Raw genomic sequence first — 13172 nt, 5'->3', positions numbered from 1 at the left:
TTAAGCCCAATCTGGAATTAAAACCAATTTATTTGCATGAAGCTTAAAAAGACACTCCATGCCTAGCGTCATCGGCAAATGATGATGTGCCACTAATTGTGTTTGATGGCATATAAGTATCAGATAAAATCGACCATTGTTAAATTGACAATCTATAACTTTAGCCGTGAATATATTTTCAGTACACTCCTCTGAATACAAGATTTCTATAGCATCTGGACGAACAAACATTTGATAGTAACAAGAATCAAATGGTTGATTTGCATTAATTTCGCCGATGGCAGACTGAAGTCTTCCCCGTTGATTAACTTTAGCTTTAATCAATACACCATCAGATATCAATCGGGCAATGCTCGCTGTTGCTGGCGCATGATATAGATCAAAAGGTTTATCTAATTGCGCAATGCGACCGTTCTCCATTATTGCAACTCTATCAGCAAAGTTGAATGCCTCACTCGTTGAATGAGTCACTAAAATACTGCTAATATTCCGCTTTTTAAATAAAGTCTTTATATCACTTAGCAATGACAACCTAACTTCGCTATCAATATTAGAAAATGGCTCATCTAACAATACAAGCTGTGGCGCAATAGCAAGTGTTCTAGCAATAGCAACACGCTGTTTTTGACCACCTGAGAGCTCATGCGGATATCGAGATAATAGACTCTCCGGCAAGTGAACAAGTCTTATTAGTGAACTAATTTCAGCTTTTTTCTCCTCTTTCTTTTCTTTCCGGCTTTTATTGTTAGTGACTTGTTTAGACATGCCAAAAGCAATGTTATCAAATACACTCATATGTGGAAATAATGCATAGTCTTGAAAAATCATACCGATATTGCGTTTGTGTGCTGGTATCAAAGTGTGTCCTTGATCTGAAAGCAACTGATTCTTAAGGGTAATTTGCCCCGATTTTGCGGTTAATACGCCAGCAATACACTTTAAGATAGTAGTTTTACCACAGCCACTCTTGCCAAGTAAGGCTAATGATTCTCCTTGGCTAAGCTCAAAGTTTAATTGACTGAAAATGGTAGATTCTTTGACTTGATAGTTTAATTCTTTAACGTGCAACATCTCACACCTCTTTATGAAGTAATTTATTAATAATCAGCAAAGGAACCATACTTAAAAGCGTAATAAGCATGGCACCTAATGCTGCATGTTCTATCATTTCATCGGAGATATATTGAAATATATAAGTTGATAACAGCTCAAAGTTAAACGGTCTTAAAATTAGCGCTGCAGGTAGTTCTTTAATTACTTCGATAAAAATTAATAAAGTCGCAGCAAGTATGGCATGCTTTAATAAAGGAAAATGAATTGCCAGATTCACGCTCAACTTATTATGACGTAATAATTGTGCTGCCTGATCGAAATCATTGGAAATATTTTTCAATCGCGCATCAATCGTATTGATTGAGATACTACAAAAACGAATGCAAAAAGCAAAAATAATTGCAAAAACACTACCGCTAAATATCAACCCGATCGACTCACTCTGAAAATAATTTAGTATATCATTGAGAATATAATCAAAGGCTGTTAACACCACAAGTACAGCGATAGCTAGAACCGTTCCAGGAATGGCATATCCCAAGGCTGCCCCTTCTTGTACAATTTTTAGTGATGTATAAGAGGGAAGATTGCGCTTAGCTAATGTGATAAACAATGCCATAATAATACAAATTACAGCAACACCTACCGCTACGCCCATCGTTTGCAGTATAATTATGATAAATGAACGTGTCATGGATTCTGCAAAATATTTTATTGCGTAATAAATAAGCTCTATAAATGGCAACAAAAACCCAAGAAAGAAGATGCTAAAACAAAAGCAAAAAGCTAAAAACTTACCTCTGCGATCCAATGCTATTTTTCTTCTAGGCTCAGCATGAGTAATAGCTAATTCTCTTTTCTGAAAATAGCGTGTAATACTCAATAAAATGATGATAAACAACAGTAGAATCATTGCTAATTTAGCCGCTGCACTTAGCGACCCTAACCCAAGCCATGTGTCATAAATTGCGGTAGTTAATGTATTGATAGCAAAATACTGTACTGTCGCAAATTCAGATAGACTTTCCATCGCAATTAAAGCACATCCAGCAATGATAACCGGCATAGCCAGCGGCAAGGTAATCTTAACAAATCGTCGATATGAACTACCACCCAATAAAGAGGCAGCATCATCTAGATGCGTTGATTGTTGAGAAAATGCTGTTTTCAGTAATAAAAAAAGGTAAGGGTAAAGATTCAATGCCAAAATAAAAATGGCGCCACCTAAGCTCCGTATATTAAAAAACCAATAATCATTTGCATGATCAAAGTCAAATAACCAACGAATGGTTGACTGCACAACACCTGAATAATCAAATAAATCCGTATAAAGATAAGCCACAACATAAGATGGTATTGCCAATGGCAATACCAATAACCATTGAAAATAACGGCTCAAAGGAAATTCAAAATGCGTCACAAGCCAAGCGCTTGGAATGGCAAAAAATAAACTTAATAATACAACGCCTAGTCCAAGCAAAAGTGAATTTTTAATATAATGAAATAGTGTTGTCTGCCAAAGGTGCTCAAAAATCGCTTGATTTGATTGAGTGATTGATTCTACGAGCAATGCAAAAACTGGCATTAATATTAATGCTGCGATAAAGCTTGCAATAGTAAGAATAACTTTATTGATCATTTATAGCCAATAACCAAAATTTAACTTGCTAGATCAAATCTTGTTTCATCAACAAGTTTAAGCGCAAGTTTGCGATTATCAGCAATTTTATTTAGATCAATTGAATCAGTCTTAAATGCACCCCATGATGCCACTAATGGAGAGGGATTAACGCTAGGGTTAACCGGATACTCCATATTAAGCGTTGCATACATGCTTTGCGCTTCCTCACTAGCAAGATATTCCATCAATTTTAAAGCATTGTCACGATTTGGCGCATACTTTGCCATCATCATTGCTGAAACATTGACATGTGTACCACGATTATTTTGATTTGGAAAAACAATAGTCACAGCTTCTGCCCATGATTTTTGCTGTTCATCTAGCAACATTTTGCCATAGTAATAACTATTGCCTAATGAGTATTGGCATAGATTATCTTTAATTGCTTTAACTTGCGCACGATCATTGCCTTGTGGTTTGCGCGCAAGATTCTCCTTGACTTTTATCAACCATTCTTTTGTTTGATCATAACCATTATTGGCGATCATTGATGCAATTAAGGCTATATTGTATGGGTGCTTAGCACTTCGCATGCAAATTTTTCCTTTAAACTCAGGATTTGCTAAATCTTCATAATTCAATGTATCAATATCTGGCAATCCTTTTTGTGCATAGATACTTCTAGCACGTGTTGTCAGTGCAAACCACCCACTCTTTGCATCTTGCAAATTAGCAGGAATATTTTCAGTTAACAGTTTCGAGCTTACCGGTTGTACTAAATTACGACTAACAAACTCCATTACTCGTGAGATATCCACTGCCAAAATCACATCTGCTGGCGAATATTTACCCTCACGTGCAATACGTTCCTCTAAACCTTTATCAGCAAAAATAATATTAACTTTGATATTATGCATTTGACTAAACTGATCCAAAATTGGCTTGATTAAAAAAGGCTGTCGGTATGAATAGACATTAACTTCTTCTTTGGCGTAAACGATAGTAAAAGCAAATAAACTAACACTAATAGCTGCTATATTAATAAAGCGCTTCAACATAATATCCCCTTTGATTGAATTGAACTGGTTTGCTTAATTAAGTTAAGTGGCATTGTATTTTTATGAGAACAATTATCAATATTGTTACAGCAGATATTTTTAATCTATTATTTTGATCTACTCCGAGTAAAACATGATCTCAAGTGATCATTGACCATCCCTGTTGCTTGCATAAAGGCATAACATATCGTTGGCCCAACAAAGCTAAAACCTTGTGACTTAAGCCATTTACTCATCTGCTTTGACGCTTCAGTGAATGCCGGAATCGCTTCGTGCTCTGTATAAATAATTATTTCTTTGGGCGCAAAATGCCAAAGTACCTCAACCATTGATTGCGTTGTAGATAACTTAAGCCAAATTTTAGCATTGTTAATCACACTTTTGATTTTAAGACGATTGCGAATAATGCCTGTGTTTTGCATTAAAGCTTCAACATCATCCGCTGTCATGTTTGCAACTTTATCAATCTGAAAGTCATAAAAAGCTTGGCGATAATTATCACGTCGCTTTAATATCGTCTGCCAGCTTAAGCCTGCTTGCGCTCCTTCTAAACATAAAAACTCAAATAGCCTTTGTTCATCATATAGTGGCACACCCCATTCGTGATCATGATAATTTTGCATCTCTTGGCTTGAGTTTGCCCAAGGGCAACGCGTCAAACTCATGATTTGAATTGAGCAACAAAAATCGGCTTGCCATATAAATTACCATTATCATCCATTTTGGCAATTGCGATGCTATCAACCATTACGCTATAGCTTTTGTTATTGAGTAACTTATTTGCTTTGGTAGCCAATTCACTATTACCTTTGTTATAAACCGCTGTGATATGTGAGCGATTGCTGCCTGGAATATTATAATCACGCCACGCGCTACCACTTTGCATTTGCGTAAGATCTGCATGCCCTTCTTCAATAGCAACAATCGTTTGATGCGTTGGTGCATTGGGGTGCGTTTTGGCCGTTAACTCTGCATTAAGCTCATTCAAAAAGGCGTTATCTCCGGCAACATCCAAAGATAAGGTATCTCCTGCCACGCTGAAGTTCTTGGCTAAAGTCACCTCTTGCGCTTTGGTGTTTTTCGCCAATTGAGTAACCGCTTCAACCAACTCTTGATAGTTTTTGCCCTTAAATACACCTTGAATGACACTAATATGCGGCGTTGTCATAACTCTTGTTGCCATATCAGGGTATGCCAACGTATTGACTTCTTTTAGCAGTGTCAATAATGACTCATCCCCTTTAATAGGAATATATACGGCATATTCCCCCTGATACACATTAGCATGCCCTTTTAGGTTATCTTTAGCAGGCACTTGAAGCACGGGCTTGTATAAAGGATTTACATGCGCATTATGTAATATAAATAGTGCTTTTGTCTGATTAGGACCTTGGTAATTTGTCATTGCAACTGCTGATGACATTAAGCCCATACCTATCAGTGGTAACGATAATGTTTTAACGATTTTTTCCATTTTTTTGACTTTTTTCATAAGTTAATCTCTCACCTTCTATTTGTCCATGTAAAATATTCGTCGATTAGCTTAACAAAGTTTTTATTTAAGTGAAGAATGTTTTATAGCAAATAACCTTTACATCTTTTGCGTCTTTTATACCTTTTGCGTCCCTTGCAATGCCAAACGAATAAGGCTCTCGACACTATCAGCGTCATTTTTGACTTTATGCACGTATTTCTCAGCTTCTTTACGCTTATAACCAAGTGCTTCCAGTGCATCAATCGCTTGGTGCACCGCTGAACTTGCCTGATAGCTTGTATTACCTGAATGAACATGACTTGCACTCTCTTCTGTAGTATGTGGCATATTCTGTGTTAAAGCATCTAACTCAAGGACTAATTTTGTGATCTTATCTTTCATCTCAATAATAATACGCTCCGCCGTTTTTTTACCAACGCCTGGAATCGTGCATAACAACCCATGATCTTGTGACTCAATACAGCTGACAAAAGTTACCCCGTCCATACCCGATAAGATTGCTAGCGCCATCTTAGCACCAATGCCATTGATCTTAATAAGCTCTTGGAATAATCTACGATCTGACTTAGTGGCAAAGCCATAAAGTTGCTGCGCATCTTCACGCACAACAAAATGGGTATGCAGTATCACTTCTTGCCCAACATCACCCAGCTTATAAATCGAGCTCATTGGTACCCATACCTCATAACCGACACCAGCTGCTTCAACCAATATCAATGGTGGCTGCTTTTCGATAAGCTCACCCTTTATTCTTCCAATCATCGTAATCGTCCTCGTACAATTTTGTTGGCTCCTGGAATAAACTGCAAACTATTGCGACTGTGAAAATGACAAATCGCAATCGCCAAAGCATCTGCAGCATCAGCCTGTGGTTTGCTACTTAATTGCAAAAAAGATTGCACCATATGCTGCACTTGAAACTTTGTTGCATTACCATTTCCGACAACGGCCTGCTTAACTTGCTTAGCTGAGTATTCGTTAATCGTGAGATTTTGATTTGCTAAAGCGCACATGGCTACACCTCGTGCTTGTCCGAGTTTCAATGCAGCTCCTGGATTTTGAAACATAAAGATCTGTTCAATTGCCGCTTCCGTTGGGCAATAAGCCGAAACAATATCATTAATCCCATCTTGAATTTGTTTTAAGCGCTCAGCGGTTGCTTCTTTAGTAATACGGATACAACCACTGGTAACATACAAACATTCTTTTGCCTGCACTTTGATTACACCAAATCCAGTAATGCGCGAGCCTGGATCAATGCCTAAAATAATCACGAATTAAGCGCATCCATAACACTTTCATCAAACTCGACATTGCTATAGACGCTTTGCACATCATCAAGATCCTCTAAGCGATCGATCATATTCATAATCTTTTGTGCAATTTCGGCATCGTCAATATTGGTTTTAACATCCGCATCCATTGTAATCTCAGCCGAGATTGCTTTTAAGCCTTTAGCTTCTAAAGCATCATTGACTTCTGAGAATGTATTAGGATCGGTAATAACATCAATCGCACCATCATCAAAACTCACAATATCTTCAGCACCAGCTTCAAGGGCGACTTCCATCACCATATCTTCATCTAAGCCGGTCTCAAAACTGATAATGCCCTTTTTATTAAACATATACGCCACTGAACCATCCGTACCCAAATTGCCGCCGGCTTTGGTAAAGGCGTGACGCACCTCAGCCACCGTACGATTGCGATTATCGGTCATACAATCAACGATAAATGCAACACCCGCAGGACCGTAACCCTCATAACGAATTTCTTCTAAGTTTCCACCTTCTTCACCACCAGCACCTTTCTTAATCGCGCGCTCAATCGTATCTTTGGTCATATTATTCGATAATGCGGTTGCCACTGCCGCGCGTAAACGTGGGTTTGAATCTTTGTCCCCGCCACCCAAGCGTGCGGCAACGGTGATCTCACGAATCAGCTTAGTAAAAACCTTACCACGCTTAGCATCTTCTTTTGCTTTTTTATGTTTAATGTTTGCCCATTTACTGTGACCAGCCATATCAAAACCTCTTTTACTCTTTATATATTCTTTTAGATATTTGCTATTTTTTGCATTCAGCTTAATAAAACGCGGCAATTGTATCATAAAAGATGGCAAAACAATGCCGTGATTAGTGCGTTTGATATGATTTTTGTAAATTAGATAATCTTAGCTATGCTTAATATTACAAGGAATATCAGGCAAGGATTATTTTAATATGCAAGTCGATAGTTTAATCCAACCAATCAAAGCGATGCGCCTACGTTATTTGCCACTATTGATGATTTATTTTGCCTATGGTTGTAGCATCTTCTCAGGCATTGGTGAGTCCTTTTTTGTCAAAGAGCAATTAAACTTATCAGCTGAAAGCCTTATTGTTATTGGTGTATGGTTAAGCTTACCATGGAATATCAAAATGGTTTTTGGGCAGTTTGTTGACAGTCTGCCCTTGTTTGGTTCACAGCGTAAAGCCTATATCTATCTTGCAGCGATTTTAATGGTTTGTGGCTCTCTACTTATGGCAGGATTAGCTGGGCGCTGGTCTTTTATCGTGGCTTTAGCACCTGATAACACCCTTTTCTTTGTATCATCACTTTTAACTGTTCTTGGTGTTGTTTTACAGGATGTTGTTGCTGACGCCATGAGTGTTGAGGTGGTTGAACGCAAGGGACGCCCTCAAAAAGATATCGATAAAGATCTAGCAATGGTTCAACTCTTAGGACGCTTAAGTTTAAGCCTAGGCATGTTTTTGGTTGCTGGTCTTGGTGGTTGGCTTGCACAAGTGATGAGTTATCAAAATCTATTTCTGCTCACCTTAGTTATTCCATTGATTAGTATTACCGGTATTTTATGTATTCGCTTGGATAAAGTATCGAGAAAACCAATTAACAAAACCGTGCTTATTGGCGGGTTGATCTACGCTGTTTTTATTATTGTAATCGGCTTAAGTAGCATTCCTTTTGCCCAAGAGATTGTCTTTGTCGTATCGTTAGTGATTATTATCTATTTACTTAAATCAATTACCAAAGAATTACCCAGAGATTTATTGCGTGCTATTTTTGTCGCAGCCCTTATGATCTTTATCTTTCGCGCCTCACCTACTGCGGGCCCTAGCGCTCAATGGTTTATGATCGATGTACTTGGATTTGACAAAGCTTTTTTTGGCACACTTTCACAAATTGGTGCTTTTATGTCGATTGTTGGTATGTGGTTTTTCGCGCGTCTTATCACCGAGAAGTCGATCGCATGGGTACTGTTATGGCTCACTGTTGCAGGCTTTTTATTAGAGCTGCCACTTATCGCACTTTATTATGGCTTACATGAATGGACAATGGTTTATTTTGGTTTTGGTGCACGCACTATTGTACTCATTGATAGCGCGATTGCCTCACCCTTTGCCCAATTGGCAATGATTCCGATGTTAGCCCTTATCGCGCGTTATGCACCTAAGGGCAATGCCGCAACCTGGTTTGCTTTAATGGCAAGCTTTATGAATCTAGCCTTAACTGCCGGATCACTATTTAGCAAATACCTTAATCAAATCTTTGTTGTCACACGTGAAGTTATCGATCATAGCAATAACACCATTAGCACACCGGCAAATTATAGTGAGCTTGGCGTCTTATTAATCACCGTCTCAGTTATTGGTTTATTAGCACCATTAATTGGCATTGTTATCTACGCCCGATTTGCACAAAAATCAAAATGAGCAAAATAAGTAAAATAATTCAGCTTGCCACTTGCCTTTATTGATACCCTTACCTACAATAACAAACCTCACTGGGGGCGAATATGGCTTCGACGGGAATGTCAATGTCTTGCAGTGCATGCCGAGGGTGTATCTGCCTCGTAAAACACGTTACAATTTGCTAATAACTGGCAAAAATAAAAAAGCACGCGTTGTAGCTAACGATGCAGCTTTCGCTGCTCGTAAAGCTGCTTAATCTAGCTTAAGAACCTAGATACGCACGAACCGATAGTATTTGCTTGTGGATCTATCTTACGTTCGTTCATCTCTTTCACAAGATCGCCAACGTGTCTGTCTAAACACTGCGGTTAAATCTTAAGACTCGCTTAAATGCTGCCCTGATTTATCGGGCAAGTTTAAGTTAAAGATAATAGATAAATCTAAGCATGTAGATCTGAAGATGGCGAGTTTGCGGACGCGGGTTCAACTCCCGCCGCCTCCACCAAATTAAAAACCAATAGATGATTTAGGTTACAACCATGTAGAACAAATAGAGATATTGCACCGTATACAGGATAATTACCTAAAATTTCAATCAACCGTTTACGATCTTGAAGATACCTGTCCAGCATGTGGCAGTGAAATGAGAAATTACGGAACTTATGAATCTAACTTTAACAGCGTATTCAGTGATCATAAGATAAACTTACCTAGAAGAAGATGTACTAATCATGAGTGTCGAAAACTAATAGCTTATAGCATTCAAGGCTTATTTGGGGACTACCGTCATCCTGATTTATTAGAGATGCAAGCAGTTGCTGCATCTAAGATGTCATTCGTTGAAGCCCAGCATGAACTAGATGCACAAGTAAAGCGTCATAGACCAGTGAATGGTCAGCTGAATTTAAAGAGAACAGCTGAGCGTGTTGGGCAGCATTTGCATGAGATACATCAAGATGAGGATTGTCTGAAGGATTTTGAAATCAAAGCTGCAGCAGAATTAATTGTGCAAACTGATGGTGGTTATATTAAAGATAAGCATCCAACCCGAGGTAATTTTGAAGCTTTGCTAACTAAAGTTTACAACCCTGAAAATTTAGTCAGAAAAGCATCTAAAAAAACAGATAATGTAGATAGAGAAATCACTCAAAAATCTTATGCAGCTTCAAGTTATAAGGATCATCATAAATCAATTAAAGCGATGACTTTGATTGCCGCAAAGAAGGAGGGGTTGACCAAACAAACTGATGTCATTGCCTTATCAGATGGTGCTAAGAATTGCTGGAATGTTTTAAAATCCCTTAAAAAACACTGCAAATCAATTACTTATATTCTTGACTGGTATCATATATCTAAGAAGTTTGATACGTTAATTGGTCAATTAAACAGTGATAAGTCTGAGCAACTTACGTCCATTAAATGGAAGGTGTGGCATGGTAAAACTGATGAGGCAATCACTAGACTATCTGAGCTTTATGGGTTGCTTGTAACAACTGAATTTGCAGATAAGGCACATGATTTACTGAAATACATAGCTAATAATAAAGCATATTTAGTGGATTATGAGTCAAGACGAACATTAGGAAAAGTATACACGAGCAGTGCAATAGAAAGCGGTGTTGAGAGTGTTATTAATACTCGGTTTAAAAAGAAATATAAGGCGCAATGGAACCGAGGGTCTGCACATAAGGTATTGCAACTTAGAACCTCTTTAGCAAGTAACCAGTGGGCTCAAGACTGGAATTTAGTTAAGCAGCATATTTATAAAAATGCAGCGTAGAAACTATATCAGGAGTGCTCTCTCTCGTTTACTAACATAGCTTCATTAAATCACTATTGTAATGCTGCACATATTACCCATTTGTGCTAATAATGTTAAGTGAATTAAGTACATTTATTTAGTGGTTAATTATTGAGGGTGTATTTATACCAACCACAAAGTGCTTTACAGTTGCTATATCGCTAATCTGAGCCAGTTGCAGTATTTCTTAAAAAACAAACCGTGCCAGCATCCATGCTAAACAACGGCCGCGTTCCCCCGCGCAATTTTTCAAGATTGTTAAACAAGCAAGGCCTAAAAATTAAAAATAATGTTTACAGCTTCTTACTGAGCAAATAAACTCCACCATCTACAATATGTGAAAAAGGCTTTTCCCCATCAACAACAAAACCCTTACAAAGCGCATTCTCGATAATTTTATACTCTAATTTTTCATAGCCTTTTCTCAAATGCCAATTTGTTGCTATAGTCACCATACTATGAAAACCATTCTTCTTTGCAATTTCTTCAGATAACTCAATAGGCCTTGTAGCAATACCATTTCCTTGCCAACATAGCTTTACTCCCAACAAGTGCAAATGAAAAGTAGCTTGCAACTGAGTAGAGATAACATCAAGTCCTGATTTAAATAGTGAAACTATATCTAAAATTGGATGAAAACTTAAGCTCACCTCATAAAAGATATTCTCATCTACTGCAATAGCAGAGTAAGGGTCTTCATTAATTGCAAAACCAATCACCTCACCACTATCTGCATCCAACGCAATAACAGATAAACCATGGCGCAACGCAGCTTGACAATATAACTGCACAAACCATCTAAAAGTAGTGTAATCAAGATCTGTTTTACTTATTAAACACTCATGCTCTAAAAGGTGCCTAGTAGCAAAATCAATCGTGTTTTCTATGTACCTATCGTCTAATGCTCGATAGCACACACAACCTTCAAGCACTAAAAAGCCTGCATCCCTTTTAAGCAGCATTTACATAAGCTCCTTGCCTTTATACCCATCACAAATAATTTATGAGGATTATTTCAAACATCTAAAACCGTCAATTTACCTAATACTTTGAGTCAAAATTAATCTTGCTGGGTTTGTACTATGCTTTGCTTGTAAGCATGGTTTGCATTTGCTGTATAATCCGTATTATGCGCAAAAGCACCAACTGTTGAGCCTAACATAAAAACACTAACTAATAGTACACATATCTTTTTCATAACATCTCCTAATGACTGTTTAAATTAAATTTATAAAACGGATAGCATCATGCTAATAAATGCAGCAATCACTATCACTGATGCACCTGTCACTAAAAGCCCAACATAAAATAATTTTCTATTGTTACTTTTATGACGTATACCTTCAAAAGCTTGTGCCTGCTTTGAAGAAATTAATCTTTTAAAATACTAGCCACTATACACAACCCATACTTCTTGCATATATCTTGTAGTTGACTTTAATACTTTGCTAATGTTGATAATTTTAATAAACTGCTGACATCAAATATATATCAATAATTTTAAATTATTAATATTACCAATCGCAAATCATTTCCTGATTACCCATGACTTTCAGCCAACCTCAATAAATGCATGATTTGTTGTAACATCCTCACCGATCCCCATAACACTTACCGTCCCATCAAAACCATTCTGCTTGAGAAATTGTGCACCCAATGCACTCATTTCCATACAATCACCACATGAAAAATGTTTGGCTGCATTTTCCTCATGTTTAATGCGAATCAAGGGTTGAGTGATAATCAAAAATAAAGTTTACGAGTTGCCAATCCATAATTTATTGTGTTAATGGACCAACAAAAACACTAAGATATAAAGTACTCCCCATTGTCTAGACCACTTTGCAATAAAAATGGGATATTTTCTACTGCAAATTCAACTCATCAACTATAGGCTTCAAACAAATGTTTTCATTTGGTTTTAAGCCGGATAATAGTTTCTCTTTAAATGCGTCGGCATCAGTGTTTTTATAGTTAGTGTTGAAATAAACCTCCGCTGGTTTTTTATACGCAAGACCTTGATGATGTCTTTCATAATTGTAAAACTCAAAGTATCGTTTTAATGAGCGTTTGGCTTCTTGCATATCAGCATAATCTTTTATGTAAACCTCCTCATATTTAACGCTACGCCACAAGCGTTCTATAAAAATATTATCAAAGGCACGACCTCGACCATCCATGCTAATCTTAATATCATTTGCTAAAAGAAGCCCTGTAAATTCAGTACTGGTATACTGCGACCCTTGATCACTGTTAAAAATATCAGGCTTTCCGTAATGCAATAACGCATCTTCTAATGTGCCAACACAGAATGAGGCTTCCATAGAGTTGCTAAGTCCCCAACTAAGCACATAACGACTATACCAATCCATGATCACAGATAAGTAGATAAAGCCTTGATTTAGGCGAATGTAAGTCAAATCTGTACACCAAACCATATTTGCTTGGTCAA

General features: G+C 37.5%; 14 protein-coding genes and 1 other RNA gene. 3 read left to right on the top strand and 12 right to left on the bottom strand.

Annotation, left to right across the window (positions count from 1 at the left end):
• From IE867_RS07595 to IE867_RS07560, 8 genes are all read right to left on the bottom strand, one after another.
• Complete coding sequence (locus IE867_RS07595; protein WP_192484127.1) at positions 1-1071, bottom strand: ABC transporter ATP-binding protein; 1071 nt, start codon at positions 1069-1071, stop codon at positions 1-3.
• A gap of 1 nt (position 1072) precedes the next feature.
• Complete coding sequence (locus IE867_RS07590; protein WP_192484126.1) at positions 1073-2692, bottom strand: ABC transporter permease; 1620 nt, start codon at positions 2690-2692, stop codon at positions 1073-1075.
• A gap of 20 nt (positions 2693-2712) precedes the next feature.
• Positions 2713-3732 (bottom strand): extracellular solute-binding protein, encoded by a 1020-nt coding sequence (locus IE867_RS07585; RefSeq protein WP_203249771.1) that lies wholly within the window; start codon positions 3730-3732, stop codon positions 2713-2715.
• A gap of 107 nt (positions 3733-3839) precedes the next feature.
• On the bottom strand, positions 3840-4397 hold the full coding sequence (locus IE867_RS07580; RefSeq protein WP_192484125.1) for a DNA-3-methyladenine glycosylase I: 558 nt from the start codon (positions 4395-4397) through the stop codon (positions 3840-3842).
• On the bottom strand, positions 4394-5224 hold the full coding sequence (locus IE867_RS07575; protein WP_192484124.1) for a 2'-5' RNA ligase family protein: 831 nt from the start codon (positions 5222-5224) through the stop codon (positions 4394-4396). Before IE867_RS07575 ends, IE867_RS07580 begins: the two co-directional genes overlap by 4 nt.
• Before the next feature lie 117 nt (positions 5225-5341).
• Positions 5342-5989, bottom strand: coding sequence for a Holliday junction branch migration protein RuvA (ruvA, locus tag IE867_RS07570; protein ID WP_192484123.1), 648 nt, complete (start codon positions 5987-5989; stop codon positions 5342-5344).
• Positions 5986-6501, bottom strand: coding sequence for a crossover junction endodeoxyribonuclease RuvC (gene ruvC / locus IE867_RS07565; RefSeq protein WP_192484122.1), 516 nt, complete (start codon positions 6499-6501; stop codon positions 5986-5988). The genes ruvA and ruvC overlap by 4 nt, the downstream gene beginning before the upstream one ends.
• The gene (locus tag IE867_RS07560; protein ID WP_192484121.1) at positions 6498-7250 is read right to left on the bottom strand and encodes a YebC/PmpR family DNA-binding transcriptional regulator; all 753 of its coding nucleotides are present in this window, start codon (positions 7248-7250) and stop codon (positions 6498-6500) included. Before IE867_RS07560 ends, ruvC begins: the two co-directional genes overlap by 4 nt.
• A 199-nt stretch (positions 7251-7449) precedes the next feature.
• On the opposite strand from IE867_RS07560, the gene IE867_RS07555 reads away from it, so the two are divergent.
• The 3 genes from IE867_RS07555 (at position 7450) to IE867_RS07545 (ending at position 10699) form a co-directional block, all read left to right on the top strand.
• Positions 7450-8940 (top strand): MFS transporter, encoded by a 1491-nt coding sequence (locus tag IE867_RS07555; protein ID WP_192484120.1) that lies wholly within the window; start codon positions 7450-7452, stop codon positions 8938-8940.
• Between the two features lie 73 nt (positions 8941-9013).
• Positions 9014-9424: a transfer-messenger RNA gene (ssrA, locus tag IE867_RS07550) on the top strand.
• A gap of 138 nt (positions 9425-9562) precedes the next feature.
• Complete coding sequence (locus IE867_RS07545; RefSeq protein ID WP_192484119.1) at positions 9563-10699, top strand: hypothetical protein; 1137 nt, start codon at positions 9563-9565, stop codon at positions 10697-10699.
• A gap of 314 nt (positions 10700-11013) precedes the next feature.
• Here the strand turns inward: IE867_RS07545 and IE867_RS07540 are convergent, their stop codons facing one another.
• The 4 genes from IE867_RS07540 to IE867_RS07525 form a co-directional block, all read right to left on the bottom strand.
• A complete protein-coding gene (locus IE867_RS07540) occupies positions 11014-11682 on the bottom strand; it encodes a hypothetical protein (RefSeq protein ID WP_192484118.1) in 669 nt (222 codons plus the stop codon).
• Between the two features lie 98 nt (positions 11683-11780).
• Positions 11781-11918, bottom strand: a complete 138-nt coding sequence (locus tag IE867_RS07535; RefSeq protein WP_192484117.1) for a hypothetical protein — start codon at positions 11916-11918, stop codon at positions 11781-11783.
• A 354-nt stretch (positions 11919-12272) separates the two neighbouring features.
• Positions 12273-12449 (bottom strand): hypothetical protein, encoded by a 177-nt coding sequence (locus tag IE867_RS07530; RefSeq protein ID WP_192484116.1) that lies wholly within the window; start codon positions 12447-12449, stop codon positions 12273-12275.
• Positions 12450-12585: 136 nt separating this feature from the next.
• Positions 12586-13172 (bottom strand): IS3 family transposase (locus tag IE867_RS07525; protein WP_192484160.1); only part of this gene is annotated, 587 nt, incomplete at its 5' end.

Origin of the sequence: Cysteiniphilum marinum (assembly GCF_014857925.1) — a bacterium.
GTDB lineage: Bacteria > Pseudomonadota > Gammaproteobacteria > Francisellales > Francisellaceae > Caedibacter > Caedibacter marinus.
The sequence above is the reverse complement of the archived record's forward strand: the minus strand, read 5'-3'. Positions and strand labels throughout refer to the sequence as shown.

Coding starts and splice junctions, on each gene's coding strand:
- IE867_RS07540 (WP_192484118.1), bottom strand. CDS start 11,682: ATGCTGCTTAAAAGGGATGCAGGCTTTTTAGTGCTTGAAGGTTGTGTG.
- IE867_RS07585 (WP_203249771.1), bottom strand. CDS start 3,732: ATGTTGAAGCGCTTTATTAATATAGCAGCTATTAGTGTTAGTTTATTT.
- IE867_RS07555 (WP_192484120.1), top strand. CDS start 7,450: ATGCAAGTCGATAGTTTAATCCAACCAATCAAAGCGATGCGCCTACGT.
- ruvA (WP_192484123.1), bottom strand. CDS start 5,989: ATGATTGGAAGAATAAAGGGTGAGCTTATCGAAAAGCAGCCACCATTG.
- IE867_RS07575 (WP_192484124.1), bottom strand. CDS start 5,224: ATGAAAAAAGTCAAAAAAATGGAAAAAATCGTTAAAACATTATCGTTA.
- IE867_RS07590 (WP_192484126.1), bottom strand. CDS start 2,692: ATGATCAATAAAGTTATTCTTACTATTGCAAGCTTTATCGCAGCATTA.
- IE867_RS07545 (WP_192484119.1), top strand. CDS start 9,563: ATGAGAAATTACGGAACTTATGAATCTAACTTTAACAGCGTATTCAGT.
- IE867_RS07580 (WP_192484125.1), bottom strand. CDS start 4,397: ATGAGTTTGACGCGTTGCCCTTGGGCAAACTCAAGCCAAGAGATGCAA.
- IE867_RS07595 (WP_192484127.1), bottom strand. CDS start 1,071: ATGTTGCACGTTAAAGAATTAAACTATCAAGTCAAAGAATCTACCATT.
- IE867_RS07560 (WP_192484121.1), bottom strand. CDS start 7,250: ATGGCTGGTCACAGTAAATGGGCAAACATTAAACATAAAAAAGCAAAA.
- IE867_RS07535 (WP_192484117.1), bottom strand. CDS start 11,918: ATGAAAAAGATATGTGTACTATTAGTTAGTGTTTTTATGTTAGGCTCA.